Genomic DNA, 24,136 nt, shown 5'->3' with positions numbered 1-24,136 from the left:
CAATCTTTGCGGGATCCTTGCGCTAGATGGCGCAGCAATCCACCCCTGTCTGGTCGTCTCCAAGTAAAGTAGATATAGTCGCTGACGTAATGAATGGTTTTAAAGACGGATAACACTCATTAAAAGAAACTAAGGAATTGCCTTGATTTTCTCAGGCATTATTTCAGGGAGATTTACAGAATGCAGATATCTCGAGTGACGTCCTGCGTCCTTATCGGACTATTATTCAGTATGTTTACCGCATTAAATGTTAATGCCCAAGCCGGTACGGAACCTCTGGGTGGACAACCTCCGAAGGGCAGTACTGCGTCGGTTACGGATTTCGAATACCAAGTAAAATATCAGCGTGCTTTTGAAGCGGTGCTTTGGGGAATGCCCGCCGTTGCAATCTATCGGTTTCGAGCGGCAGCCATGGAAGATTTGGGGATGAATGACAATGACATCATCACTTATTCCCAAACAGCCGGACCTAATCTCGAGGCGATAACCGCCAACAGTAGCACCCCTTATATTGCAGCCTATACGGATTTGCAGAAGGGGCCTGCGGTGTTAGAAGTACCCGAGGCTGGGCCAGATGGTAGCTTGTACGGACAGGTTGTCGATGCTTGGCAATTTACCATTGCCGACGTGGGGCCTACCGGGCTGGACAAGGGCAAAGCCAGCAAATACCTGTTTACGCCACCGGGTTATACGGGGCAAATTCCGGCGGGTTATATCCACGTGCCTTCTCCCAATTATCGTATTGCTCTGGCGTTTCGATCGATAATCGCACCGGGAAAAACACAACAGGACGCGTTTCACTATGCGCAAAAATTGCGGATGTATTATTTGGCTGAAGCCGATAATCCGCCGCAGCAACGTTTTATTGATCCCTCTCAGGATCGCTATGCGACATTGCCGTTTTTCGACGAGCGGCATTTTGACGATATTTATAACATTGTCCGTGTTGAGCCCGTGCGCGCTATCGATAAGCACATGATGGGATTGTTGGCGTCCCTGGGTATCGAGAAGGGCAAACCCTTTACGCCGGATAAAACGACGACTAAGGCCATGCGTCAGGCAGCGATTGATGCTTGGCAGTATTTGCAGAATGGTTTTGATAAACTGCCGGATACTAAGCGTTTCTGGCCCGATAGGCAGTATTATCCGTTGATGCTCGCGGATGATAATCGAACCTTTACCTATGAATACGATGACAAAATCGACATCGACTTGCGCGCCCTGCAGTATCTTTGGTGTACCTATGTACCAAAGGTGTTGTCCGATAATCCGGCGACACAGTACGCGATGGCGATGGGTGATTCATCCGGTCAACCGCTTAAGCCTGGCAGCATGTATAAAGTTAACGTTCCTGCGGAGATGCCTGTAAAACAGTTTTGGGCATTGACAGTCTACGATCGCGCGACCTTCGGTTTTATTTACACAGATCTCAATCGCACAACGCTCTCCAGCTACGATCTTGACACCCTCAAAAAGAATGATGATGGATCGGTTACTCTCTATGTTGGACCAAAAGCGCCGCAAGGCTACGAATCAAACTGGATTCCGACTGCTGGCAAACATCCCTTACCTGCATTTCGGTTTTACGGTCCCACCGATGCGCTCAATAACAGAACCTTTAAAATGCCGGATTTTGAAAAGGTAAATGAATAATCAAAATCACGTAAGCCCTACTTGGCGCAGAGCTTTCAAAGGAGAGGCGTGAATAAACGGCGCAAGTCGACGAGCTATCGACTTGCGCATTTTTTAGCCTCGGGATTTTAACCAATGTTAAATCGGGGGTACTCTGCTCTCTACAACAAGTTTTACGTCAATGTTATTGCGAGTGGCGTTGGAGTAGGGGCAGACCTGGTGTGCTTGCTCGACCAAATCTTGCGCTTGATCTTTGTCGATGCCGGGCAGAGTGATAGTCAATTCGACTTCTAAGGCGAAACCGGTTGGAATCGGCCCGATACCGACTTGTGCGGTGATGCTCGCAGTCTCAGGCAGTTTGATTTTCTGTTTGAGGGCCACGTGTTTTAACGCGCCTAAAAAACAGGCAGAGTAGCCGGCGGCAAACAGCTGTTCAGGATTGGTTCCAGAACCTCCCGCGCCACCCAGCGCTGTCGGTGTCGAAAGTTGTACAGAGAGCGCCTTGTCACTGGATTCCGAGTGTCCTTCACGTCCTCCTGTGGAGGTGGCTTGGGCGGTGTATAAGATTTTTTCAGGTTTCATCGTTGTGTCCTCGTAGACATGTGGGGTCATGGGTTGTGTTGATGGGAGCCATTATGGTGGACTTAAGGAAACGAATTGATACAATTCGTCTGTTTAACATTGCAGATCGTATTTTATGGTGGATCGACTCGCTTCCTTGTTCGAGCACTTTTCCCTTAAGGCTCAGAGCTTTCAGTCAGGCAATGTCTGTGGTCGCAATGATGTGGAAATTCCGGAATCCTTCGGTCAGCTCCATTTAGTACGCGCGGGGCAGCTGGAGGTGTGGCACGGAAAAAACAGAGCGTACACCATAGATCAGCCTAGCCTTTTGTTTTATCCGAGGCCTCTGCATCGCCATTTCATAACAGATTCACAATCTGGCGCCGATTTGTTATGTGCCCACGTGGATTTTGAGGGGCGGCAGGCCAATCCGATTGCAAATGCTCTCCCCGATAGCCTCTGTTTGCCAATTAAGTCTCTGCCTCATTGCGAACCGGTTTTGGCGCTTTTATTTGCCGAAGCTGACGCCAGGTATTGCGGGCGTCAGGTCATACTCGATCGACTGTTCGAGGTTTTGTTGGTTCAGCTGTTGAGAGAGCTGATGGAGAATGGGACAACACAGGTGGGGATGTTGTCCGGACTTGCTGACCCAAAATTGCGACGCGCCATTGTTGCGATTCATGAAAAGCCACAACAGGATTGGACGGTGGAAAGCTTGGCGGCAGAAGCGGGCATGTCACGCAGCGTCTTTTCAACGCTCTTTCGAGAAGCTGTGGGTGAGACACCCGTGAAATATCTGCAAAGATGGCGCATCGGCCTTGTGCAAAAGTGGTTGAAGAACGGACAACCACTCAAGTTGATAGCAGAAGAGGCTGGCTATCAGAGTGAGTCCGCATTATCCCGCGCCTTCAAAGCCCAATGTGGGCTCTCGCCAAGAGAATGGTTGGCGGCAATCAAGTAATCCTTTTGCAGTGCCTTTTTATAAACTCTGTAGATTGGCCTTTAGAGATCTCTTCATCTCTCCAGCATTCATCAGACATTTCTTAAATAGAGATCGCGTTTTAGAGGTTAAAAGATGTTCGGTAGGTTAAAGGCGGCGCCGATTTCGGTCCGATGTACAGTCGCTTTTGTGTTGGCGTACGCGATATCAAATCCAATATTTAATGGATGGCAGCTCTATCAAGCGTATCGAATTCAGGTTGAAGGGCTCAGCTATTTTTGGAACTTTTATGGCGGTCTTTTGCATTTTATTGTATGGGCATTTCTTATTGATCGATTTCTAAGAAAACGTTGGTGGAGCCGTTTAGCAATGTTGGTGTTTGGAGTCGTTGTAATGGGATACTGCATTTTTCAATTTCTCCAAATGTTCCAACATGTGGGGCAAATCGATTACCTAATGAGAAACGTGATTCATATCTTCGTTATGTATCTGTCGCTTTGTGCCGGACTAATTGCGCTGGTTATGCCGAGTACCGGTCAATGGATTAATACGAAAGACGATGTCATTGAAAAAGAAACGACACTATGAAAATTATTAAAGGCAAAGAATTTGTTGCAGACCGTGCTTGGGGTGCCTTAGATATCGCCAATATGGGCGGCATTACAACCCGCTTACATTGGACTGATCAGCCCTATAAATGGCACATCAACGATGGGGAAGAAGTTTTCGTGGTTCTGGATGGCATGGTAGAAATGCACTACAGGGAAAATGGCGAAGAAAAAACAGCGTTGTTATCTGTCGGCGATATTTTCTACGCGAGCGTCGGGACGGAACATGTAGCGCATCCCCAAGGCGAGGCAAGAATTCTTGTGGTTGAGTCGGAAGGCAGCTTATAACGGTATTTGTACGACCCTAACCCCAGGTTTTCACTCGTAAATCTCAACTGACTGATTTGTCCGTCTTACTAATCACGAAGCCAACGAACGATCGCGGGAGCACTCCCGGGCGTTTCTCGTTCGATGTAAACGCCTTCGTTCTGACGTTTAGTAAAAAGGACTTAGTAGTATGTGTTTTAAACCTTCTCAACTCGCCCTAGCACTCTCTGCCGCCATCAGTAGCCACTGTGTTTTAGCCGCTTCCTCCCTGGATATGGTAGTCGTGATGGATGAATCATCCTCCATGTCGGGCGAGCACAATGCCTTTATCGGCACCTATGTAAGCAATCTGGATAACATGTTGAATGACCAGAATATTACGTTGAATCAGTACGGTCTCGTAGGTTATGGCAGTAGTGCGTCTTATACGTCTGCCAGCCAGGCTAATTCGGAAGAGGGGTATGCAACCTATCGAAATTTCTACCTGAATACTTCTGCCGGAGCGGTGTGGGGAACTGCCGATGAGTTCAATTCAGTAACGCCAGAATTGACCACAACAGGATCTACCGAAGATGGTTATCGCGGTATCGACTATGCCTTAGAGAATTATAATTTTCGATCAACCGCCGGGTCTTCCATTATGTTGATTACCGATGAAGATAGAGACAGCGACACCGTCAATCTTGGTGCATCGGAATTTGCAGCAGGATTGACCGATTATGATTATGCAACAATTCAAGCTGAGCTAAGCCAAAACAATACGGTCCTCCATGTAGTTGTTTCTCAGAACTTTACTGATAAAAATGGCAATGCCGCCATTGCCATTACCGGTAGCGATCCAGATACCGGCTACGCCTATGTGCAGGATGCCAACGGCGCAATTGTTAAAGTTCAGGGGTATGTGCGCGGCTATGGTTCCGGAAGTACCGATGCAGACTACACAGAGATGGCTCTGGCTAGCGGCGGTATTGTGATGGATATCGATGGCTTGCGATCTGTCTATACCGACCTGACGGCCTTGAGCGCTCTCAGCTCTGAATTGGCGGCCCTGGTTGCCGATATTTCTGCCAGTCAGTCGACGGTGATTGGGGTGAATTGCGATGCTGCCTCTGGTGGCGTTTTACAAATTTGTTCCGCGCTACAGGCGTCCTCGAATGCCCAGCTCAAAAGTCTGGTGAATGATCTGACTGAGGTTGAAGACTACAGCAAATTCTCACAGTATCAGGTTGGCCAGGTATTGCGAACAGCGGTGAGTAATCGCCTGGATATGCATTCTCAAATCAGTCATCGACTGGAAGCGACTCGAACAGCAGGCTATGCGTTTAACGATGTTGCGGGTGGGGTTTCACTGAATGATGAGATGCAATTGGTTTCCACCGGTAATCAAGATTGGACTTGGCAAGGTGGCCAAGCGGAGCCCTCTGCCGCCACAGGTTTTTACATCCATGGCACCGTTGCCCAGGGAGAGTTTGACGATAGTTTACACATCGCCGGTTATGAATATGATGGCTACAACTTAATGCTAGGTTATGACACTTCGGTAGGCAACCGACTGCAGCTCGGCCTAGCGGGCAGTTATGCCTATACCGAAGCGGATTTCAATGAAGATGGTGGTGATACAGAGTCTACCGCTTACGGAATAACCGCGTATGGCTCTTTACGGCTATTGGAGGGTGTATTTTTAGAAGCCATCGCCGGTATCGATCAGTTCGATGCCGATCTCAATCGAAATAGCGGTTTTGGCAATAACCGTGGATCCAGCTCAGGTGGGTCGTTGGGTGTTTCCTCGGGTCTTGTATGGAATCTGCTGCAGACCAAAAGACTGCGCTTAAGTGCGTTCGGATATGGTCACTACATAAACGCAGAGATAGATGGCTTTGAAGAGCAGGGTGATGTGACCGCAGTAGCCGTGGACGATGCAGAAATGGATACCGTGTTGAGTGATATCGGCATGAGTGGCGCTTTGCAGTTGACCCCAGCACTGACGACTGAGGTCCGCGTCGGTTGGCAACACAACTACAGCGATGAAGATTCCGTGAGTGTCGCTTTCGTAGATTCGCCGAATACCCCATGGGACCAAACGCTAACGTCGATGAGTACGGATAGCATAAAAGCCAGCGTTGGCGTACGTCATGCCCTGGGGCGCATGGGTTCCGCCTCTGTCTGGCTAACGTCACTGACCGGTGATGACGCACAGGAATATGGCGTGCAGTTTCGGGCAAACTATCGCTTTTAAATTTATGGTTTTGGTGCCCCACATCAGTGGGGCATTGTGCGGTATCTCTCTATTAGAAAACGGTCACGTTAGCTGAAGTCGGTTGCGCATACCGATAGGGCGCGCTATCGTCGATCCTTCTTTTGTCACTGCTTCGACCGGTGTACACCCCTGTATGTGCAGAGACTGGCAGTTTTACGTGTATTAAATGGAATTTATCGTCACGATAAAAGATTAGGTTAAACGCGGAGGTTTACCATGTCAGACATCCCCAAAAACCGGATATGCTTGTGGTACAACGGCGATGCGGAAGATGCCGCACGTTTCTATGCTGAAACCTTTCCTGATTCAACGATTGATGCCATCTGTTGTGCGCCAGCTGACTTTCCTTCCGGAAAACAGGGAGATGTATTAACGGTGGAATTTACTGTGATGGGCGTTCCTTGTCTCGGTCTAAACGGTGGTGAAGCCTTTAAGCAGACGGAAGCCTTCTCTTTTCAAATTGCCACACAAGATCAGGCTGAAACGGACCGTTATTGGAGCGCGATTGTCGAAAACGGCGGCGCCGAAAGCGCCTGTGGTTGGTGTAAAGACAAGTGGGGTGTTTCTTGGCAAATTACACCGATCGCCCTATCCAAGGCAATTGCCAATGAGGATCCTCTGGTGGCCAAGCGCGCATTTGAGGCCATGATGGAAATGACCAAGATTGATGTGGAGAAAATTGAAGCCGCGATACGAGGGTGATTACCCTCGAAACCGCTTAATCTAATTGTACCCAGCAAGTTGGGTGGTCACTTCCGCTGACAAACTTCAGTAAAGGAAGTGACCACTATATCCTTCGTTTAGTTTAAGACGTTTAGGTCATATATAAAAACGGCACCTGCCCAGGGGACGACTTCCGAGTTGTTATTAAAATAGTCGTAGCGAGGTGCTCCTACAATGACATTACCGTAGAAATCGAAAGCGAGAGAAGAAGAGGACTGAACGCCTCTCACATTGACACTCCCCCCGATGCCACCGTATCCCGTATCATAGGATCCATCGATCAACGCCAGGTTAGCAGTGTGTTGCCATTGATTGTTTTCATCCAATTTGTACACATAGATCACACCATCGTCGGCGCCAGAGCCCGGTGAGCCGATCACAAGCGTGTCATAGTTCATTGCGATCGTTTCACCAAAACGTCGATTTTCTTCCAGGTCTGGCGGTGTTAACACCTGGTGTTCGATCCACTCTCCGGTGTTCTTTCTGCGATAAATGTGCACCTTGCCAACTTGTGCAAGGCCTTCTACGTCGGTTGTAGGAGCGCTAACAGCAGCGAAACCACCACCGAGTGCAGCCGTGGCGCCATAGCTATCGGCAGGGGTATGGTCTTGAGGTTCAATAAGCTGTGTTTTAACCCATTGGCCGTCATTATCTTTTTTGAAAAAGTAGGTTCCGCCGACCCCGTAACGAGTGCCGGGTTCGCGTTCTTCGCCAACTCCTCGTGCTGTAACTATCGCGAAGGGATTTAAGATATCAACTGACCAGCCAAAAAGGTTTTCGGTATAACCTTCATCACCTTGATTAATGCGATTGGTTAGGTTCCAGGTATCGCCGGTTTTATCGTAAAAGTAGACCGATCCGGAATGCCAATATCCCAAAGAGTTGCCAGTTGGTGCTGAGACAATCACGCTGTCACCGGAAATGCCAACAGAACCTCCGAATTGAGAATCTGGCCCCCAATCTCTTACGGAGTCCAAGGTTAAAACTGGTGACCAGTTGCCACCGTCTTCTCGATAGTAGAGATTGGCTTCACCGAGGTTGCTATACGCTTCTGGAGTTCCTGCAATGGTGTAACGCCCTGCCATGGCAATATTTCTGACTGGGCGTTCGCTTAGCCTATCATCCTCTGAAATTTCCGACTTCTTAACCCAGTATCCATCTCTACCGATAACGAAATAATCAATGGGGCCACCATAGGCTCCGTCGGCAATGACCATTCTGTTACGATAAACATCAACCGCGGTGCCGTAGTTTCCGTATTCTTCGGGCGCATCGCTGACAATTTTTTGGTAGGGATAGATCGTGAGTGGCCCGTCTCCCCACGCTGGAGAGTTGTTGTCTTGTGGCTCTCGTACCAAAGCTACTCCAGTTTCCATCCAACTAGCATTTTGTAGGTTATAGATGTCTCTTGAAAAACTGGCGCTACCATCATAGTGTCTGCCCAGCATTGTGTAGTCATCTTCTATTTCTGCAATTCTAATTAGTCCGTCTTCATCCTCATCGCTACCAAACCTAGCGGTGGAATATATCTGATAATTGTTTGGGTCCATATCCAATTCTATGTCGTCTTCATTCGTAACTTCACCAGTTGCACCGAAGATCTCAATAAATATTCTGGAATATGTATTTTCTTCATCGTCGTAAGGAATTGCTACTTGGTTTCTGTAGTCTTCGGCATTTATGAAGAGATTGTTAGGGACGAAAGCGTTAAACAAATCAGCCATTTCAGAATTTGATGCTAACCGCCAACCGGGATATCTCTCTAAAGCTTGATTGACCGAGATTTGAGTCGTCTCCGTCCAGCGCAACCATTCGAGTCCACCACCGGTAATAATATTGGTGTCGGGGTTTAAGGTGTAACCATTGTACGTTTGTGCCGTGACCGAGGCGGATACGGCAAGTATCGCAGTGGCGAGGAGTGTTTTCGTTGGGTGAATCATCGTCTGTCTCTCTTACAATAATAACGTGCTAAGTGAATCAAAAAGTTGTCAATAAACAGGGATATTCGTTCTAGTTCGGTATTCGCTCTTTGCTGAATACCGTTGAGAAAACGAAATTCAAGAACGAGAAAATGCGTGATAATCGATTATGGAATCTGCGAAAGACCGTAAAGAAAAATTGGTTTGGGATACGGCTTGCTTGTGGTAACGGTATGTCTTGCGATGAGGAAACATGTTAGAAGATGCTAATGTCAAGCTTTTCATAAAATCCTTGTAAAACACTCCGTGTCTTCCATACGATTTAAACAATCAAACCTGTAGAAGGCCATCCGAAATTTCTGGGTCTTTGGTCGTTAATTTCTGAGAAACATTTCAAGCTGCTTGATAATAGAGCAGTTTCAAAAGCTCTACCACCTCAGTATTTTGTGAAATAATTACATTTTTGGATGTGGCCTTTTTCTGTAAAGGCGCTTCTAAAAAAATAAATTCACAGTTGCCCTTAAAATACGGTAATGGCAAGAAGCCGTTATTGATTGAACGACCTTTTGATGGCTGATTCCCCTTGGAAAAATAAACACTATTTTACCTTCTTAGTATCAACGCGTCTTAGATTTCAAATCAATCTAGCAGTCGATAGATTGATGTCTGTAGCTCTGTGAAAAGCTTTGTTTTCTTTGGATAAATCAATCAGTGTGCAAAATTTAGGCAATTCTATATGAGGCAGATTTATCTTCGATGGTTGATCGTGATCTTGTGCCAGTGGGGCTGCGGTGGTTGGGTTGCTGCCGATACTCGGCCAGTACAGGAATTCTCGATCGCCAGAGTAGACGGCTCGCCCGTTCGCTATTACCTCCTCACACACTCTGAAAGCTCGACAGCAGATACTTTGCTTTTAATCTTGCAAGGCTCGGACTGCAACAGCATTACCCACGCGGGCGACTTAGTTGATAAATTGAGGCAGGTATCCCCTGCAGCAGACGTACTGCTGGTGGAAAAATATGGGATTGATAAACAGCTGCCCTACAGCAGAGACCCCGAGCGCTCAGATTGCCCGGAAGAATATTTGACCCACGATAATCCCCATCAGCGTGTCGAAGATATTCGCCGCGTGGTTGAGACAGTTAAAAAAGGAGAACGGTTACTCGCGGTTTATTATCCTGGGGGGAAGTGAAGGGGCCACGATCGCCTATATGGCCACGATGCAAATCCCTGATGTCGCTGCCACCATCGCACTGAACGGCGGTGGTCGCTGGTTTAAAGACGATGTTCTGCATGGGATTGCCAGTGAGCTGCCCAGCCCGCAGGCAGTAGAGGAGGCCACGCAAGGTTTTTCCGCCTTCGCTCAGCAGGTGAAGACAAAACCACCCTTTAAGACATCGGTTTGCGGCCATGGCTATTCCTGGTGGTATCAGATGCTGACGCTCGATCAATATGAGGTGTTATCGTCTGTAAACACGCCTGTGTTTATCGCTCAGGGGGAGCAGGACACCAATGTCTCACCCGCTAAGGCGACTCAGCTGGTGGAAGCTCTGCACTCTGCTGGTCGGTCAAACATTGAATATCAGCTTTACCCTGGTCTTGACCACGGCGTTAAAGATGCGCAAGGTAATGACCAATTTGATCTGGTTGTCAGCGATATCTGCCAGTGGCTTAATGAAACCTTATAAGCTGGCTTGAGTTCATCGACGACGCCACTGACAGTTTTCTTTTGGAGAAGCAGTAAAGGAGTACTCCATGGATCTATGGAATTTACCCAACGAATTTAACTTTGAAGGTCGTCCGGTTAAATACGGAATAGTAGGCGGGGGCGAGCCACTCATTCTGGTGCATGGAACACCCTGGTCGTCTTTCAATTTACGGCATCTTATCAATGGATTGTCGAAGCACTTTCGGGTTCATTATTTTGATCTACTCGGGTATGGGCAATCGGATAAAAGCGCCGCCGATGTTTCCTTGGGGATTCAAAATCGAGTACTGGATGCCCTAATAACCCATTGGAAATTGGACACACCCTACATTGTCGGCCACGATTTTGGCGGCACGACGGTTTTGCGAAGTCATCTGCTAGATAAACGTGCGCACAAAAAAATTGTTGTGATTGATCCCGTGGCCTTATCGCCCTGGGGGTCACCTTTCTTTAAACATATCGAAGAGCACGAAAAAGCTTTTGCTGGAGTGCCAGATTATATTCATCGCGCCATTGTAGAGGCCTACATCAAAACCGCAGCGCATCAACCTTTATCCCAAGAAACCATTGAAGGAATTCTGGCGCCTTGGATGGGCGAGGTAGGCAGACATGCTTTTTATCGGCAAATTGCCCAAGCTGATGTAGCCTTTACAGACGCATTCCAAGATAAGTTTTCTGAATTTGGCGCGCCAGCCCTAATTTTATGGGGTGAGGAAGACCAATGGATCCCCTGTAACAAAGCCTATGAACTTCATCAGAAAATACCGAATTCACGCTTGGTAACCGTACCCAATGCCGGGCATTTGGTGATTGAAGAAGAGCCGGAGTTTCTCGTGGCGGAAATTCTGACCTTTTTTACGACGGACTAAGACGATTACCGGTCGATGACCGCTAATCGTCCCTTTTTTACGGATTGCGTTGGCTTAAATAACTGTCATGTGAATGCAGGTTCCGCATTGTTTTGGTCAGGGTGATTTGCTAGATCTGGCGAACTCGTCGAGTCACATGGCACCCTTAGCGTGACGGTATATCGCTGCGAAGAATCATCGAAAATGAGCGAGGACCATGGAAATCGTTCAAACGGACTTTGACTCCCAGAATGCGAAGGCCCTATCAGCCTTGTTGCGGACACAATGGGCTGATTTCATCGATTTTGATCGCGGATTTAGACATCGACATGTTCCCTGGCCTCTGGTTGCTTTGGATAATGGCGAAGTGATCGGCGGCGTTGCCTTTTCACTCTACAGTGATCCCAGGGGCTCAAATAAAGTAGTGTGGCTAAACGCCTTGTTTGTGGTTCCGGTTTGTCGTGGAAAGGGCGTCGGTTCCAGTCTTATCGTTGCGGCGGCCGATATCTCTCCCATCTTATACGCGCTGACGGAGGTTCCAGAACTCTACATTGCCTCAGGATGGAAGGCGATTGATGTAACAAATGACGGTACTATCGTGTCTAGTCTGTAGGATATATGACCGTTCCCGAGGGATGACGTATGGATAATTGTTTTAACGGCTCTTGCCTGTGCGGCGGGGTAACGTTTTCAGTCAGTGGTTTTCGCGAGCAGGTGGCCAACTGCCATTGCACTATGTGCCGCAAGTTTCATGGTGCGGCTTTTGGTACGCTGGTCGAGGTCACCGATTTAACCTGGCTCGCCGGTGAGGATCTGCTCAAAGAATACACTGCCCATAACGGCAGCATACGCACCTTTTGTTCTCAGTGCGGCTCCAGTCTTGGCTTTCGAGCAAAAGGTACTCCACCCGAGCACATCGAACTGGCCATTGCCACCTTTGATGAGGACATTCCCGTAGAGGTGGATGCGCACATATTCACCCGCTACAAAGCCAATTGGTGTGAGCTTAGCCCAGGAGTGCCCGCTTTTCAGGAAGGCCGATTGTCAAAATAACCCTGTTTTACGGTAACCAAGATAAAAAATATCAAGATCTGGTTGATATATGTTCAATGTGATCAGTGTGCCGGCACAGGGTTAATCTTTCCTTAACAGATGACCCTTAAACTGGAATCGGGTAAGTTAGACCTAATCGGTTCGTTACCTGTGAATTGCGCCCCGCATTTCTCCTTCGATGTAGACACACTGGAAAATCCCATTTATGAACGTTTTGCCTAGAAACAGCAGGATTCTGTTGATTTGTTCGTTGCTTGTTGGTTTAACTGCTTGCTCTAAACCCCCTTCAGAAGCGGAAGTGCCTGCCGAGGTGGTGAAAAAGCCCGCCGCAAAAAACGTGATCTTATTTATTGGCGATGGCATGGGCGTATCCACCGTGACCGCCATGCGCATTTATGCTGGCCAAAAAGCGGGCGCCACCGGTGAAGAGAATGTTTTGCCGTTCGAAACCTTTGATCACGTTGCCCTGGTTAAAACCTATAACACCAACCAGCAAGTGCCAGATTCCGCCGGCACCGCATCGGCCATGAACACTGGGGCAAAAACCCGTGCTGGAATGATCGGTGTCGCCCCGAGCTCACACCGTCAAAGTTGTGAAGAATCGCTTAATGCAACATTGCCCACACTGGCAGAAAAAGTTCAGGAGCAGGGCAAAGCCATTGGTATTGTATCGACCGCACGGCTTACGCACGCCACGCCTGCAGCCGTTTATGCCCATAGCCCTGAGCGGGATTGGGAAAGCGATGCCGAACTGACCGAAGAAGCCAAAGAACACGGTTGTTTAGATATTGCCCAGCAACTGGTGAACTTCCCGTTTACCGTTGCCTTAGGGGGCGGTGCGAAAATGTTTACCACTGAAGACCAGGGCGGTGAACGCCAAGATGGCCAGGACCTGGCAGCCTCCTGGCAGAAATCCGGCGGCGGTTCTTACGTCACCACCTTGGAAGAGCTGGAAAAAGCGAAAACCAGCAAACCGGTGTTGGGGCTGTTTTCGTCGAGTCATATGACCTATGAGATCGACCGCGCCCGAGATACCACTGAACCAACCCTGACGGACATGACTGAGCAGGCCATCAATCGCTTGAAAACAAATTCTTCCGGTTACTTTTTAATGGTTGAGGCCGGGCGTATCGATCATGCTCACCATGAAGGCCGTGCCGGTTACGCCATGGAAGAGGGCTACGCCTTTTCTAAAGCCATTCAGAAAGCCATGGATATGGTCGACCCAGAAGAAACCCTGATTCTCGTCACCGCAGACCACAGCCATGTCTTTACCCTGGCCGGCTACCCCACCCGTGGTAACCCCATATTGGGTATCGTCAAAGGCAATGACGATTCCGGCGAGCCTTCTGGCAAACCTATGCTCGCCACCGACGGCCAACCCTACACCACCCTTGGCTATATCAATGGCCCTGGCGCCGTGGAAGGCAAACGGCCTCGCCCGCAAGAAGGCCCAAGAGCTACTCAACAGGCGTTGGTGCCGACCGGGTACAGCTTTGATGGTACCCATAACCTTTCTGAAACCCATGGCGGCGAAGATGTCGCGCTTTACGGCCAAGGCCCTGGGGCTGAAAACGTGAAAGGCGTAATGGAACAGAACAAACTCTACAACGTCATGGCTGACGCCTTCGGCCTATAAACCACTCCTTACATGGCGAGACAGAAACCCCCAGGCCCAAATAATAACAGCACCCTGGCCAAAGGGTTTAAGTCTCGCCTGCCGACCAAAACCTGTGCCGCCTGTGGTAAACCCTTTAGTTGGCGCAATAACTGGGATGACGTGCGCTATTGTTCTGAGCGCTGTCGGAGAAGTGGCAACTCAAATTAAAAAGTTGTTAAGCTCTTTTTCGTTCTTTACAAAAAGCGCAGATCGTTTATAAGCGACTGGTATCTTTTTTTTCAGAAGTTTCCTACGCCCTCATAATTGCCGTTGTTTAGTGCTTTTTAGGATGTGGGACGACCATTTCTTGGTCGTCTTTCCATTAATTTGTAAAGTCTTACTAAAGACAAGATGAGTGTTTTGACATGATTATACAAAATGGTGAATGCTGCTGTTTTTGGTGACAATAAAGAGTAGCCTATTTACTAAAACTTTCAAAATGTTAGAGTTTAATGTCTGTTTTCAAGATATTGACGTCAATTTTTATAGTTGAGAAGTAAATTGGAATTACTGAACATAATCGGCCTAATTTTAGCCAGTATTGTCAATGTATTAGCAATTATTGGTTTTTTCGTTCGTACAAGAGAAGATCTACAATCATTGTTTTCGTTGTCACCGCTTACCATTCAAAAAATCAAAATTCTTCCGGAAGAATTTTATGCCTACATCTTCGTTTCCGTAACGTGGGGCCTTGTTGTAATGGTGATCGACTGGGTAGTCCAACCCTATGGTCCGACCTACAATGACTCTGAAATGAAACAGCTCGTTGGCTTTATGTTGATACCTTCTGTCGGTTTTGCATTTGTATATGCAATTCGTTTTTTCCGTAGAACTACTAAGCTTGTGAAGTAAATATTTTCGAAATATTGATTAAGTTATATTTTGGCTTGCGGAGAGAAAATGGAAATCCTCCCTTTGTATATAATTGCTTTTTTCTGGGGGTTAACAGCTCATAGGTTAAAATGGATATAGTTTTAAGGCTCGTTCAAGAGAGCGAGAAGCCCGTATTGGTTTCTTTGTTCAATTTTTATATGTATGAATTTTCAGACATTACGAAAAGCAAACTTCAAGATGATGGAAGTTACATTAAAAATTGTAATCTAATCGATAAATACTGGAGAGAAGTGAATCACTATCCTTATTTTATAACGGCTGGAGGTGAAATCGCTGGTTTTGTATTGATCCGAAATTATCCTTCGGAAGAATGTGTGTTTGACATTGAACAGTTCTTTGTTCTTAAGAGATTTCACCGTGAAGGAATTGGAAGCAAAGCCTTCAGAAAATCACTTGAATGCTATCCAGGCAATTGGATAGTACGGGTAATGAAGGAAAATGAAAGAGGTTTGCTGTTTTGGAAAAGTGTTATAGGTAAAATAACGAGTGGGTCTTATAGGCACGAGTTTGAAATTGATGAAGGTGTTGAGATGCATTTTTTTAGATTTAGTGTCGAAGGTTAACAAGAATCGCCAATAAGTATCCTATGGGTGTTAGGAGGGTGTTTAAAGCTCTGTGCCAGCCAGTAACATCATTGGCTGATGTAGTTCTCCAACTGTACCGGGAAGTTGATCGTGAGCTGCTACAGCGTCAGCTTCCAATTCTGATCTGAATCGAATACATTCATCGCTTATTGACTTTGAGTAGTCCGGCGTAGGGTAGCTTCAGTATTCTATTTTTATCGACGTAGCTGCTCTTGGATTCGTGGGCTTAGTCATATGTTATTTTTTTTGGTCTCGTCACAAAGAAATGACACAAAATTCTGAACACTACCGATTTTAGCGCGCAACTGCACCTTCAGGGCTTTGTGGCGGCACCCAAACAACGCAACCGTTGCGAAGACAATCAGGCCATCAAAGACGGAAAGGTCCCCTAGCGCTTCAACGACGACGCCAACCAGGCGCGATAGAACGATGTTGATGCCCGCTGGGCCAAGAAGAATAAAGAGGTCCATTACGGCTATAAAAATCACCTTGATATCGACAATGCCTGAAAACTGATTCGGGACTACGACGTCACACTAGCGAGTGTACACGACAGTCAAGTGTTTATAGATCTGCTGACAGAAAACAGCTCAACGAGTGTCTGGGAGGACAGTGCTTACTTCAGTGGCGAGAGGGAAGGGCAGTTATCGAAGTTGGGTTACACCAGTCAAGTCCACAAGAAAAGCGTACGCATTAAACCATTCACTGATAAGCAGCAATAGATTAACACGAGGAAATCTCGGACCCGAGCGCGTGTTGAATATGTGTTTAAAGCTATCGAGAATGAACAGGGCAGACTGATCCTTCGCAGCATTGGCTTGGTCCGTGCAGCGACGAAAACCGAATATGCGACAAATAGATGGCAACAAACTGTAGAACATTTGAACAATCGAATGGAAAAATTAAGAGCCAATTAAAGTGTTAAATGGCCTCATCTAATTTGCCTTTATAGAGGTCCTCCACTTTAGAAATTTGCCGTTATAACAAAACTAAATGTGCGACCCATACGAGTTTCGAACAAGGTGTCTTCGCGAACGCTATCGATGTACAGCGTGTTGCGTTCATCGGTAAGATTTTGTGCTTCCAACATCAACTTTACATTCTCGGTCAAATTATAAGCGGCAGAGGCATCCACAAAAAACGTTGATTTGCTACCCAATACGTCGCTGTCGTTACCTCCGGATGGAATTGCACGCAAATAGCCTGAACGATAGCTACCCGTGGTACGGAAGCTGAATAACTGGTTTTCGTAGTAGATGGTTCCACTTGCAGTATCTTTCGACAAGCCAACCAGGTCATTGGTGGTGGTTAACGTGGGTACGCCGTTAGCACTTTGCAAAACATAGTCGATGTCTGAAGTTACGTAGGTGTAGTTAGCCAGTATGCCAAAATCCTGCCAGAAAGAAGGCAGGAATGTGAATGGTAGTTGTAAATTCAATTCATAGCCTGTCAGTGGTCCGCCAGGTGTATTGGTGGAACGGGTAGCGGTAAATAAATCGCTCGGTGTTGCAGAGCTCCCTTCTAACAAGGTGTCTGGTAATCCCAACGTAGAGTAGGGTACCAGGCTCGAAATAGATTGAATGTAGGTGTCAATATCTTTTTTGAAATAGGCAACTGATGCCAATGCGCCTTCGTCAAAGTACCACTCTAATCCAGCGTCATAAGATTTCGCGCGAATTGGCTCTAAATAGGGGTTACCTACGGAAGCTACACGAGTGGTGGGGTTCATCGATCCACTTGGGATAAGTGTGCCCAATTCGGGACGGGACATCACCTCAGCAAACGCAAAGCGGGCGAGCAAGTCGGGTCGAATTTCAACCACAATATTTGCTGACGGAAGAAGGTCGTCGTATTTTCGTTCTACGACAACTGGATTCGCCACAGTTGGATACTGAGACCCGGCTGGAGCAGCAGTAGGAACGAAACCTAAACTACGTTGATCGGTTTCAATGTAACGAACACCAATATCACCCCGTACTGGGAAGGGGAGTTCTGAATAGTCAAATTCCACCATCAAATAAGCGCTTTGAACAGTCTCTTTAACTTCAGGTGATTGTGCTCCACACTCAGCGCCGCACCACTCAAAATCATTAAAGCCCACCGCTTCTTTCCATCTATCGTGGTCAACCCCCAGGAAGTCGCCCATGGTATTGGAGCCTAGTTCGTCATTTACACCATTTACAATACGAGAGAAGTCAGAGACGCTAATTCCATCAGGTAGATTCTGTGTAGCGGTGTAGTCGGGAGAAACAATTAATGAATCAACTTGGTAATCGCTAACTCGGTGTTGTACGCCAAATTTTAACGTGTATTCGTCGTTGATTTGCCAGCCGAAATTTGCTTCGGCGGTTGTATTTACAGTCGTGCGGGTCATATTTGCGGTATTCCAATTACCAAGTACGGTTCCATCTTCTTGACGAGCAGCGTAATTAAAATTACTGGGGTCAGTAAGGTCAATACCATAGCTCATAGTCGGTATGCTATCGCCATTGCGGAAATCGATTACAAAGTTATCGGTATCGATCGCATCAACATTTACGGTCAAGCGCTCGTGTTGACGATATTCGGACTTTGAGCGTCCAATCAACATGTTCATCTCAAAATCATCGGTGAAATAATGTGTGAAATTCAAATTGTATTGCAAAAATGTTGTGGTGAAATGGTCTTTCAAGCTTTCCGCGCGCAAATCAACACCGTCAAATACACCGTAAGCCAGGGAGCCATTTTCATCAATTTCCAGATCTCTTACTGACACCATAGGCTGGCCGTTATCATTGGCGTTACGCGCAAATGAAAGAGCATCAATATAGTTGTCGAGACGAATTACGTCATATTGTGAGTAAAGGGTATCTAACGAAATATTAGTGTCTTCGCTTGGCTCCCATTCAAAAGTCAAGGTGCCGCCAGTACGTTTAGCATCTTGTTCGGAATTGAGATAGCGAGGAATACGTGGCATGAAGACACCACCACCAAATTCACCGGAGATACCGGTAGTGTTTGCCATTAGTTCGTATGCTTCAATACTACCCGTGCGTGGATTGCCCGTGCTGCAATTGGCCGCATCTGCACCTTTATCTGGGTTGTTTTCTGGAGCTTGAGTGCCGGAATAGCCAGCAGGTGAGCAAAATCCGCCATTTACATATCCCGGCAGAATATTTACAGCGGAATAGCCCACTTCACGAATATTACGATCAGAGTAAGAACCGGATGCCAGGACGCCAAATGTTCCGTCAGCGAATTTTTTAGAGATTAGGCCAGAAAAACGAGGGTCAGTTGACTCACTGATTTCGTTATACACACCGCGCATAGTACCAGTCATTGTGAAGTCGTCTTGATACGATAGAGGTTTCGGTGCGCGCAGATCTACCGTTGCACCCAATGAACCTTCTTCAACATCAGCGCTTGGCGTTTTACGTACCGTTAATTCAGAAAAGATTTCTGAAGGAAATACGTTAAAGTCAAAACTACGACCGCCATTACCTGCCCCATAAATGTCTGATGAACCTGTTTGTGAGGTGCCCTCCATACCATTGATGCGTACGCGAGTGAACGAGGCGCCTAAACCGCGTACTGAAATATTCTTACCCTCTCCACCGTCGCCGCGCGACAAGGCAACGCCGGGGATACGTTGCATGGATTCAGCTAAGTTAGAATCTGGAAATTTACCAATATCCTCTGAAACGATACTGTCTACAGCTGCTGCGCTCTCACGTTTTTGATTTAAGGCTTTATTAAGGGATCCTCGAAAACCGGTAACGGTGATCTCTTCGATTTCTTCCTTGGGGGAGGTTTGTGCGTTAGTGGTAGCGGCAAGGGTCAAGGCGATGATGGTGGCGGCAAATGGCTTTGCTTGAAAACTGGTGTGTTTCATTTACTTCTCCATTTTTTAGAATTAGCGTTTGAAGATGTAGGGCGCAAGCATGGCTTTCGATGTTAAAAAAGCTAACATAAATGTTTTATAACAACAATCAATAGCAATCATTTAAAATACTTAATGGACATTATGGTTCAAATGTTACTTTTTTTGTGATGGAAAATGAGTTTTTAAGTATCAGTTTCCGTCAGGGCGCTGCGTTGAAATAAGTGGGCTCGGTATCAAACTGAAGTTTTCTGGCGGGTCTGGATGAGCAGGATTAAACGGGGGAAGCTGCGTAATTTGAGCCGCCAGCGGAAGTGAAGATTGGCGAATGGATTCCATTACACAGCGCGCAAACTCATAGGCGCCATAGTTATTATGATGGGTGGCGTCTTTACCGTTATCGTTAAAAGCGAGCGGCGCTTTGCTAGGGCCTAATGCTTCGTAAAATTTTACGCTCATCGCGTCTAAGTCGATCAACGTGACATTATTTTCTGCGGCAACGTCACGTACTGCTTGTGGGTATAAGCCATGACTGTTTACGATTTTTCCAGTTTCATTAAAGGTTCTGCGCTGCATAGACGTGATGAGTACTGGGGTCGCACCGCGCAAGAGCGCTTCGCCAATGAATGTGCGCAAGTAATCTTTATAGGTGGTTGTCGCTTCAACGTAAGTTTGCGGCCATTGTATTTTTTGATCATTGTGACCAAATTGAATAAATAAGTAGTCACCTGCTTTCATGCGCTGTAACACTTTGGCCAGCCGTCCCGCCATGATAAAAGATTTCATGGTTTCGCCAGATTCGGCGTGGTTTGCAATGGCTACGTCGCCCTTGTAAAAATCGCTGCTAAAGAAGTAGGGTAGCATTTGCCCCCAACTTGCGGCCGGTTCACCGGCCTGATCGGTTACGGTCGAATCGCCAATTAAATAGATGGTGGGGACATCTGCACGTTGCAGCTTTACTGACCGTACCTGCGGCGCATCGCCATTAAATTCCAGTGTGAGCTTATTGTCCCAGTGCAAGCGATGCTGTTCTTTTTCTTTCAGTTTTACTTGATCAAATCCAGGTACGTTCAACTCTGGGGGCGTCAATTTGTTGTTGCGCACATTCACAATAAAACTGCGCTTCACAATTTCGCCGGCTTTTGTTGATACGTTTTTTACATAAAGGCGGCGGGTCTCAGCGCGCAGGGTATTCGAGGAGGCAAGTGAACGATGGCCTAGCTCTACTGTCACTCGATAATTTCCTTCTGGAACATGGGCAGAAAAAAAGAAGGGTTTGCTCTGGGAATTTATTTGTGTCTGCAAATCAAAGCCATAGCCAAGGCTGTCGGTATATGTTTTATTGTCTGCAACAGAATGTTCATTGATATGATTCGATGTCTTGTCAAAAAGGAACACTTGCGGTTCGTTAAAGTCCAGTCTAACGGTTGGGGATAAGTTCAAAGAATTATATGTATTTTTAGGGTTGCTGGCGTTAAATCCCCAAATGGTCATGGCTGAAAGTAGGGCAGTGATTAAAGACGGGAAAGAGAGTTTGGTGTTCACGTCTGACAAGTCCCTTTTGTTATTTTTAAGCTGGATAATAGCCAATAATTCGTAATGGTCGATGTTTATGAGTCATATACAATCATAGCGTGGCGTAGCTTTTGGTATTTGTGATTGAATTTCGCTTGGTATTTCTAAAAAGAGATCGATTTCTGTTTAGCTCGAACCTAAATCGCTAACTTAAAACCAAAAATATCAACGTAGAATAAGAGCAACAACAATGGATACAGCTTGCCGTGAGGCCATTAATTTAATGGCATCCGTCGCCAGCTTGAGTGTGGAGGCAACCTATTTTCACGCTAAGGTGGTCTCTGCCAGTGGTGCAAGGGCAGGCTCAACATCCGTTTTGGTTATATTGATGAAAATGGTGGTGTATCGCTCAGCCAATAAGATTGAGGCGTAAAACCGAATTCTAAATACTATTTTTTATTATTCATAAAATGGCTCGACCATCGTAATTTTTCCGTTAAGAAATACATCCGCGACGACTCTCAATGGGGATACATCAACATCAGATATTCCAAGGCCAATAAGATGCGCAAAATGGCGATAGAGCGAGGGATATTCACCGATATTCTCGTCAGTATCGGGATCTTGTCTTTGCCCCGATATGGATAGATTTTCACCACCATGGGATAGCAGTAGATTGTCTTCGCTGGTGGTTACTTGGATGTCCCATGTTTGGGGTCCCTCTTGCCGGAAGTCCAAATCGAGCTTAACTGGGTTGTCGTTTACATCCAAAAAATGGACCTTGGCTGCAATCGGAGCAAAGCAATTTTCCGGAACAAAAAGCTCCGCGGTTTTTACGTAGAAAGGGTTAGGCAAAATCCAGGTTGCAATAGAAAGCGCATTTATACCGGGATCAAAGACGCCGAACCCTCCGGGCTGCCAAATCCATTTTTGACCGGGATGCCAAATTCTCACATCTTCACGCCATGTTATTTTGACCGATTCTATCGTTTTTTTCGTCAGCCAAGACTTGGCATTGTTTACTCCCGCGGCATACCGAGAGTGCCAACTCGCTAACAAACTAACACCGTTTGCTGATGCGTGATCCTTTAATATTTCAACCTCGCTAAGCGTTGTTGCTGGCGGCTTTTCCATAAAAACATGAAGGCCTTGAGCGATGGCTAAATGCGCAAATTTGCGACGAGCCTGTGGTGGCATACACAAGGCAACGGCGTCTACCTCAATTTTGCTATTAAAGAGTTCTTCCATGCTGTGAAAATGTGGAATATCAGCTAACGTCGTGTTTCCCCGGCTTACCGTTGCGGCAAGCTCAAAACTTGGAGAAGCCGCAATAGCCGGTATATGTTGATCTTTTGCGATTTTTCCCAAGCCAACAATTGCCATTCTTATGGTTTTTGACACGGCTATTTTTTCTCTGCTTTCTTTGATGCTGCAAACGCATCGAGAATCATCTTGGCATCGGATGCGATGTCTTGTAGTTTTTTTCCTGGTTTATAGAGGCTTGATCCGATACCAAACCCATTGGCACCGGCTTGTAACCACTCGCCCATATTTTCATTCGAAATACCACCAACGGCGAAGACAGGTACAGAATGTGGCAATACTGCTCGATGTGCCTTTAACATTACTGGTGAGATGCCGTCTGCCGGAAACAGTTTCAGGCCATGCACTCCGGCGTCTAAGGCGGCAAAGGCCTCTGACATTGTGTAATATCCGGGAAGGGATACGAGGCCATGTTTAACTGTGGCATTGATCACGTTCAGGTTGCAGTTTGGCGATACGATAATCCTTCCACCTGAACTCGCAACAGATTCAACGTCTTTTTCAGATAATACCGTTCCTGCACCGACTAACGTCTGGTCACCAAAGGTACTGGATAATAGCGAGATACTCTCATAGGCAGACGGCGAATTTAGCGGTACTTCTATGATCGTAAATCCGGCCGCAACGAGTACTTCGCCCACTGGCAAAATTTCAGTTGGGGTAATGCCTCTGAGTATCGCCACGAGTGGACAAGTACTTATGGCGTTTGAATATTGTTGAACGGGATCAGTCATTGTGTGTGTTCCCAGATAGATTTAGCTCCAGCGATGAAAGCCTGCTGACCATCGATGGTTTTTACGGTACCTCCGAGGAATGAAATTGCGGCTTCATATAAGCCGCTCAAACCACCTGAGCCAATCAGGTAGATCGTTTTAGCGAGTGCTGATTTTGCTGATACGATATCGCTACCAATGAGCAGTCCACTGGCGTAGGCTGCGGCATCTTTCGCGGCCAGTCCCTGCAGTAACACGGAGGCGCGAATTTCGAAAAGTGCTGCGCCTAGGCATGGTCCACTGAACCCCTTGAGAACGCCAGACTGGAACGCATCGCTATTGGAGATTGGTCCCTCCAGCATGCCGGAAAGTATTCCGTTATTCCGAAGCAGGGCAAATAGCTCCCCGGTCATCACGGTGGTAAAGTCCGTGATAAATCCATCTGTCGTTGAGATCCATTTATTGTGTGTTCCGGGCTGACAAAAAACGGCGGAACTGGGTGCAAGCTGCGTATGAATCGCTCCGAGTATCTGTACTTCTTCACCACGCATCACATCAAAACGAGCGTTCGCTGCCAGCGATACGCCTGGCACTATGGCGATCTGCTCACCGTGCGGTCTCGATAAATTCGATACCAGGTTCTCTATGTTCGCTGGACAGCTTACGTAGGGCGCCTCGATCCAACCCCGGGTAGACCCAGCCATGCCGGCAATAATGACCTGTTCTGTGTCCCATCGACGCTGCCAAGATTCAACATCCGTAGCGTATTCGTCTTGTTTCATCGATAAAACGCCGCGATTATCCTCAATAATGTCGAGAACGATCCCGTCTTGCTGAACGAGATACACTCGGCGGTTAGTCGTTCCCCAGTCTACGGCGATAAATGTTTGCATGGCGGCGGCAGGAAAATTTAAGTGGTTATAATATGTCAGACATTATATAAGGCCGATAAGAGAGTCAAGTGTCTGCGATATATTGGTCGATGAAATCCAATGGCGCCCATGCTGGTTATTTTTTCTTTCCGAAATACCTATCAAGGCGTACTAATATATAAGCTGATCAATGCGATTCA

The 24,136-nt window shown here is 46.9% G+C and carries 24 protein-coding genes; 17 read left to right on the top strand and 7 right to left on the bottom strand.

All coding sequences use genetic code 11. The features are described from left to right. Positions 1-180: 180 nt before the first annotated feature. Positions 181-1,653 (top strand): DUF1254 domain-containing protein, encoded by a 1,473-nt coding sequence (locus ACXAFR_RS01330; RefSeq protein WP_475171038.1) that lies wholly within the window; start codon positions 181-183, stop codon positions 1,651-1,653. Between the two features lie 117 nt (positions 1,654-1,770). On the opposite strand, the gene ACXAFR_RS01325 is transcribed toward ACXAFR_RS01330, so the two are convergent. Further along, positions 1,771-2,214: an organic hydroperoxide resistance protein gene (locus ACXAFR_RS01325; RefSeq protein WP_475171036.1), complete on the bottom strand. Its 444-nt coding sequence runs from the start codon at positions 2,212-2,214 to the stop codon at positions 1,771-1,773. A gap of 115 nt (positions 2,215-2,329) precedes the next feature. Here ACXAFR_RS01325 and ACXAFR_RS01320 point away from each other — a divergent pair, with 115 nt between their 5' ends. The 5 genes from ACXAFR_RS01320 to ACXAFR_RS01300 all read left to right on the top strand — a co-directional run bounded on the left by ACXAFR_RS01320 (position 2,330) and on the right by ACXAFR_RS01300 (position 6,967). Further along, positions 2,330-3,154, top strand: coding sequence for an AraC family transcriptional regulator (locus ACXAFR_RS01320; protein ID WP_475171034.1), 825 nt, complete (start codon positions 2,330-2,332; stop codon positions 3,152-3,154). A 114-nt stretch (positions 3,155-3,268) separates the two neighbouring features. Continuing rightward, the gene (locus ACXAFR_RS01315; RefSeq protein ID WP_475171032.1) at positions 3,269-3,721 is read left to right on the top strand and encodes a hypothetical protein; all 453 of its coding nucleotides are present in this window, start codon (positions 3,269-3,271) and stop codon (positions 3,719-3,721) included. Further along, the gene (locus ACXAFR_RS01310; protein WP_475171028.1) at positions 3,718-4,029 is read left to right on the top strand and encodes a cupin domain-containing protein; all 312 of its coding nucleotides are present in this window, start codon (positions 3,718-3,720) and stop codon (positions 4,027-4,029) included. The genes ACXAFR_RS01315 and ACXAFR_RS01310 overlap by 4 nt, the downstream gene beginning before the upstream one ends. A gap of 169 nt (positions 4,030-4,198) precedes the next feature. Continuing rightward, positions 4,199-6,244 carry an autotransporter family protein gene (locus tag ACXAFR_RS01305; RefSeq protein ID WP_475171025.1) on the top strand — a complete coding sequence of 682 codons (2,046 nt, stop codon included), beginning with the start codon at positions 4,199-4,201 and terminating at the stop codon, positions 6,242-6,244. Between the two features lie 237 nt (positions 6,245-6,481). Continuing rightward, positions 6,482-6,967: a VOC family protein gene (locus ACXAFR_RS01300; protein WP_475171023.1), complete on the top strand. Its 486-nt coding sequence runs from the start codon at positions 6,482-6,484 to the stop codon at positions 6,965-6,967. Positions 6,968-7,065: 98 nt separating this feature from the next. On the opposite strand, the gene ACXAFR_RS01295 is transcribed toward ACXAFR_RS01300, so the two are convergent. Continuing rightward, positions 7,066-8,928, bottom strand: coding sequence for a hypothetical protein (locus ACXAFR_RS01295; protein ID WP_475171022.1), 1,863 nt, complete (start codon positions 8,926-8,928; stop codon positions 7,066-7,068). A gap of 715 nt (positions 8,929-9,643) precedes the next feature. Here ACXAFR_RS01295 and ACXAFR_RS01290 point away from each other — a divergent pair. The 10 genes from ACXAFR_RS01290 (at position 9,644) to ACXAFR_RS01245 (ending at position 16,376) form a co-directional block, all read left to right on the top strand. Then, a complete protein-coding gene (locus ACXAFR_RS01290) occupies positions 9,644-10,099 on the top strand; it encodes a hypothetical protein (RefSeq protein ID WP_475171019.1) in 456 nt (151 codons plus the stop codon). A 19-nt stretch (positions 10,100-10,118) separates the two neighbouring features. Next, complete coding sequence (locus tag ACXAFR_RS01285) at positions 10,119-10,595, top strand: alpha/beta hydrolase family protein (RefSeq protein ID WP_475171017.1); 477 nt, start codon at positions 10,119-10,121, stop codon at positions 10,593-10,595. 67 nt (positions 10,596-10,662) lie between these two features. After that, entirely contained in the window at positions 10,663-11,484 is an 822-nt protein-coding gene (locus ACXAFR_RS01280) for an alpha/beta fold hydrolase (protein ID WP_475171016.1), read from the top strand. A 196-nt stretch (positions 11,485-11,680) separates the two neighbouring features. Further along, positions 11,681-12,076 carry a GNAT family N-acetyltransferase gene (locus ACXAFR_RS01275; RefSeq protein ID WP_475171015.1) on the top strand — a complete coding sequence of 132 codons (396 nt, stop codon included), beginning with the start codon at positions 11,681-11,683 and terminating at the stop codon, positions 12,074-12,076. A 29-nt stretch (positions 12,077-12,105) separates the two neighbouring features. After that, entirely contained in the window at positions 12,106-12,516 is a 411-nt protein-coding gene (locus ACXAFR_RS01270) for a GFA family protein (protein ID WP_475171013.1), read from the top strand. 205 nt (positions 12,517-12,721) lie between these two features. Continuing rightward, entirely contained in the window at positions 12,722-14,155 is a 1,434-nt protein-coding gene (locus ACXAFR_RS01265) for an alkaline phosphatase (RefSeq protein ID WP_475171010.1), read from the top strand. A 12-nt stretch (positions 14,156-14,167) separates the two neighbouring features. Next, a complete protein-coding gene (locus ACXAFR_RS01260; protein WP_475171008.1) occupies positions 14,168-14,344 on the top strand; it encodes a DUF2256 domain-containing protein in 177 nt (58 codons plus the stop codon). Between the two features lie 333 nt (positions 14,345-14,677). Beyond that, complete coding sequence (locus ACXAFR_RS01255) at positions 14,678-15,028, top strand: hypothetical protein (protein WP_475171003.1); 351 nt, start codon at positions 14,678-14,680, stop codon at positions 15,026-15,028. Positions 15,029-15,138: 110 nt separating this feature from the next. Continuing rightward, positions 15,139-15,633: a GNAT family N-acetyltransferase gene (locus tag ACXAFR_RS01250; RefSeq protein ID WP_475171002.1), complete on the top strand. Its 495-nt coding sequence runs from the start codon at positions 15,139-15,141 to the stop codon at positions 15,631-15,633. Positions 15,634-16,166: 533 nt separating this feature from the next. Next, positions 16,167-16,376, top strand: a complete 210-nt coding sequence (locus tag ACXAFR_RS01245; protein WP_475171873.1) for a transposase — start codon at positions 16,167-16,169, stop codon at positions 16,374-16,376. A 242-nt stretch (positions 16,377-16,618) separates the two neighbouring features. On the opposite strand, the gene ACXAFR_RS01240 is transcribed toward ACXAFR_RS01245, so the two are convergent. Continuing rightward, a complete protein-coding gene (locus tag ACXAFR_RS01240; protein WP_475171000.1) occupies positions 16,619-19,525 on the bottom strand; it encodes a TonB-dependent receptor in 2,907 nt (968 codons plus the stop codon). Positions 19,526-19,705: 180 nt separating this feature from the next. Further along, positions 19,706-21,058 (bottom strand): rhamnogalacturonan acetylesterase, encoded by a 1,353-nt coding sequence (locus ACXAFR_RS01235; protein ID WP_475170996.1) that lies wholly within the window; start codon positions 21,056-21,058, stop codon positions 19,706-19,708. A 220-nt stretch (positions 21,059-21,278) separates the two neighbouring features. Here ACXAFR_RS01235 and ACXAFR_RS01230 point away from each other — a divergent pair, with 220 nt between their 5' ends. Next, on the top strand, positions 21,279-21,461 hold the full coding sequence (locus ACXAFR_RS01230) for a hypothetical protein (RefSeq protein WP_475170992.1): 183 nt from the start codon (positions 21,279-21,281) through the stop codon (positions 21,459-21,461). A gap of 26 nt (positions 21,462-21,487) precedes the next feature. Here ACXAFR_RS01230 and ACXAFR_RS01225 read toward each other — a convergent pair whose 3' ends face one another. Genes ACXAFR_RS01225 through ACXAFR_RS01215 form a run of 3 tightly spaced genes read right to left on the bottom strand, consistent with a single transcriptional unit; the run spans position 21,488 to position 23,957 of the window. Then, the gene (locus ACXAFR_RS01225) at positions 21,488-22,429 is read right to left on the bottom strand and encodes a Gfo/Idh/MocA family protein (protein WP_475170990.1); all 942 of its coding nucleotides are present in this window, start codon (positions 22,427-22,429) and stop codon (positions 21,488-21,490) included. Between the two features lie 2 nt (positions 22,430-22,431). Further along, a complete protein-coding gene (locus ACXAFR_RS01220) occupies positions 22,432-23,085 on the bottom strand; it encodes a 2-dehydro-3-deoxy-6-phosphogalactonate aldolase (protein ID WP_475170987.1) in 654 nt (217 codons plus the stop codon). Further along, positions 23,082-23,957 (bottom strand): 2-dehydro-3-deoxygalactonokinase, encoded by an 876-nt coding sequence (locus ACXAFR_RS01215; RefSeq protein ID WP_475170985.1) that lies wholly within the window; start codon positions 23,955-23,957, stop codon positions 23,082-23,084. Before ACXAFR_RS01215 ends, ACXAFR_RS01220 begins: the two co-directional genes overlap by 4 nt. Positions 23,958-24,136 lie beyond the last annotated feature (179 nt).

This window comes from Pseudomaricurvus sp. ABR4_320, assembly GCF_056159445.1.
The sequence above is the reverse complement of the archived record's forward strand: the minus strand, read 5'-3'. Positions and strand labels throughout refer to the sequence as shown.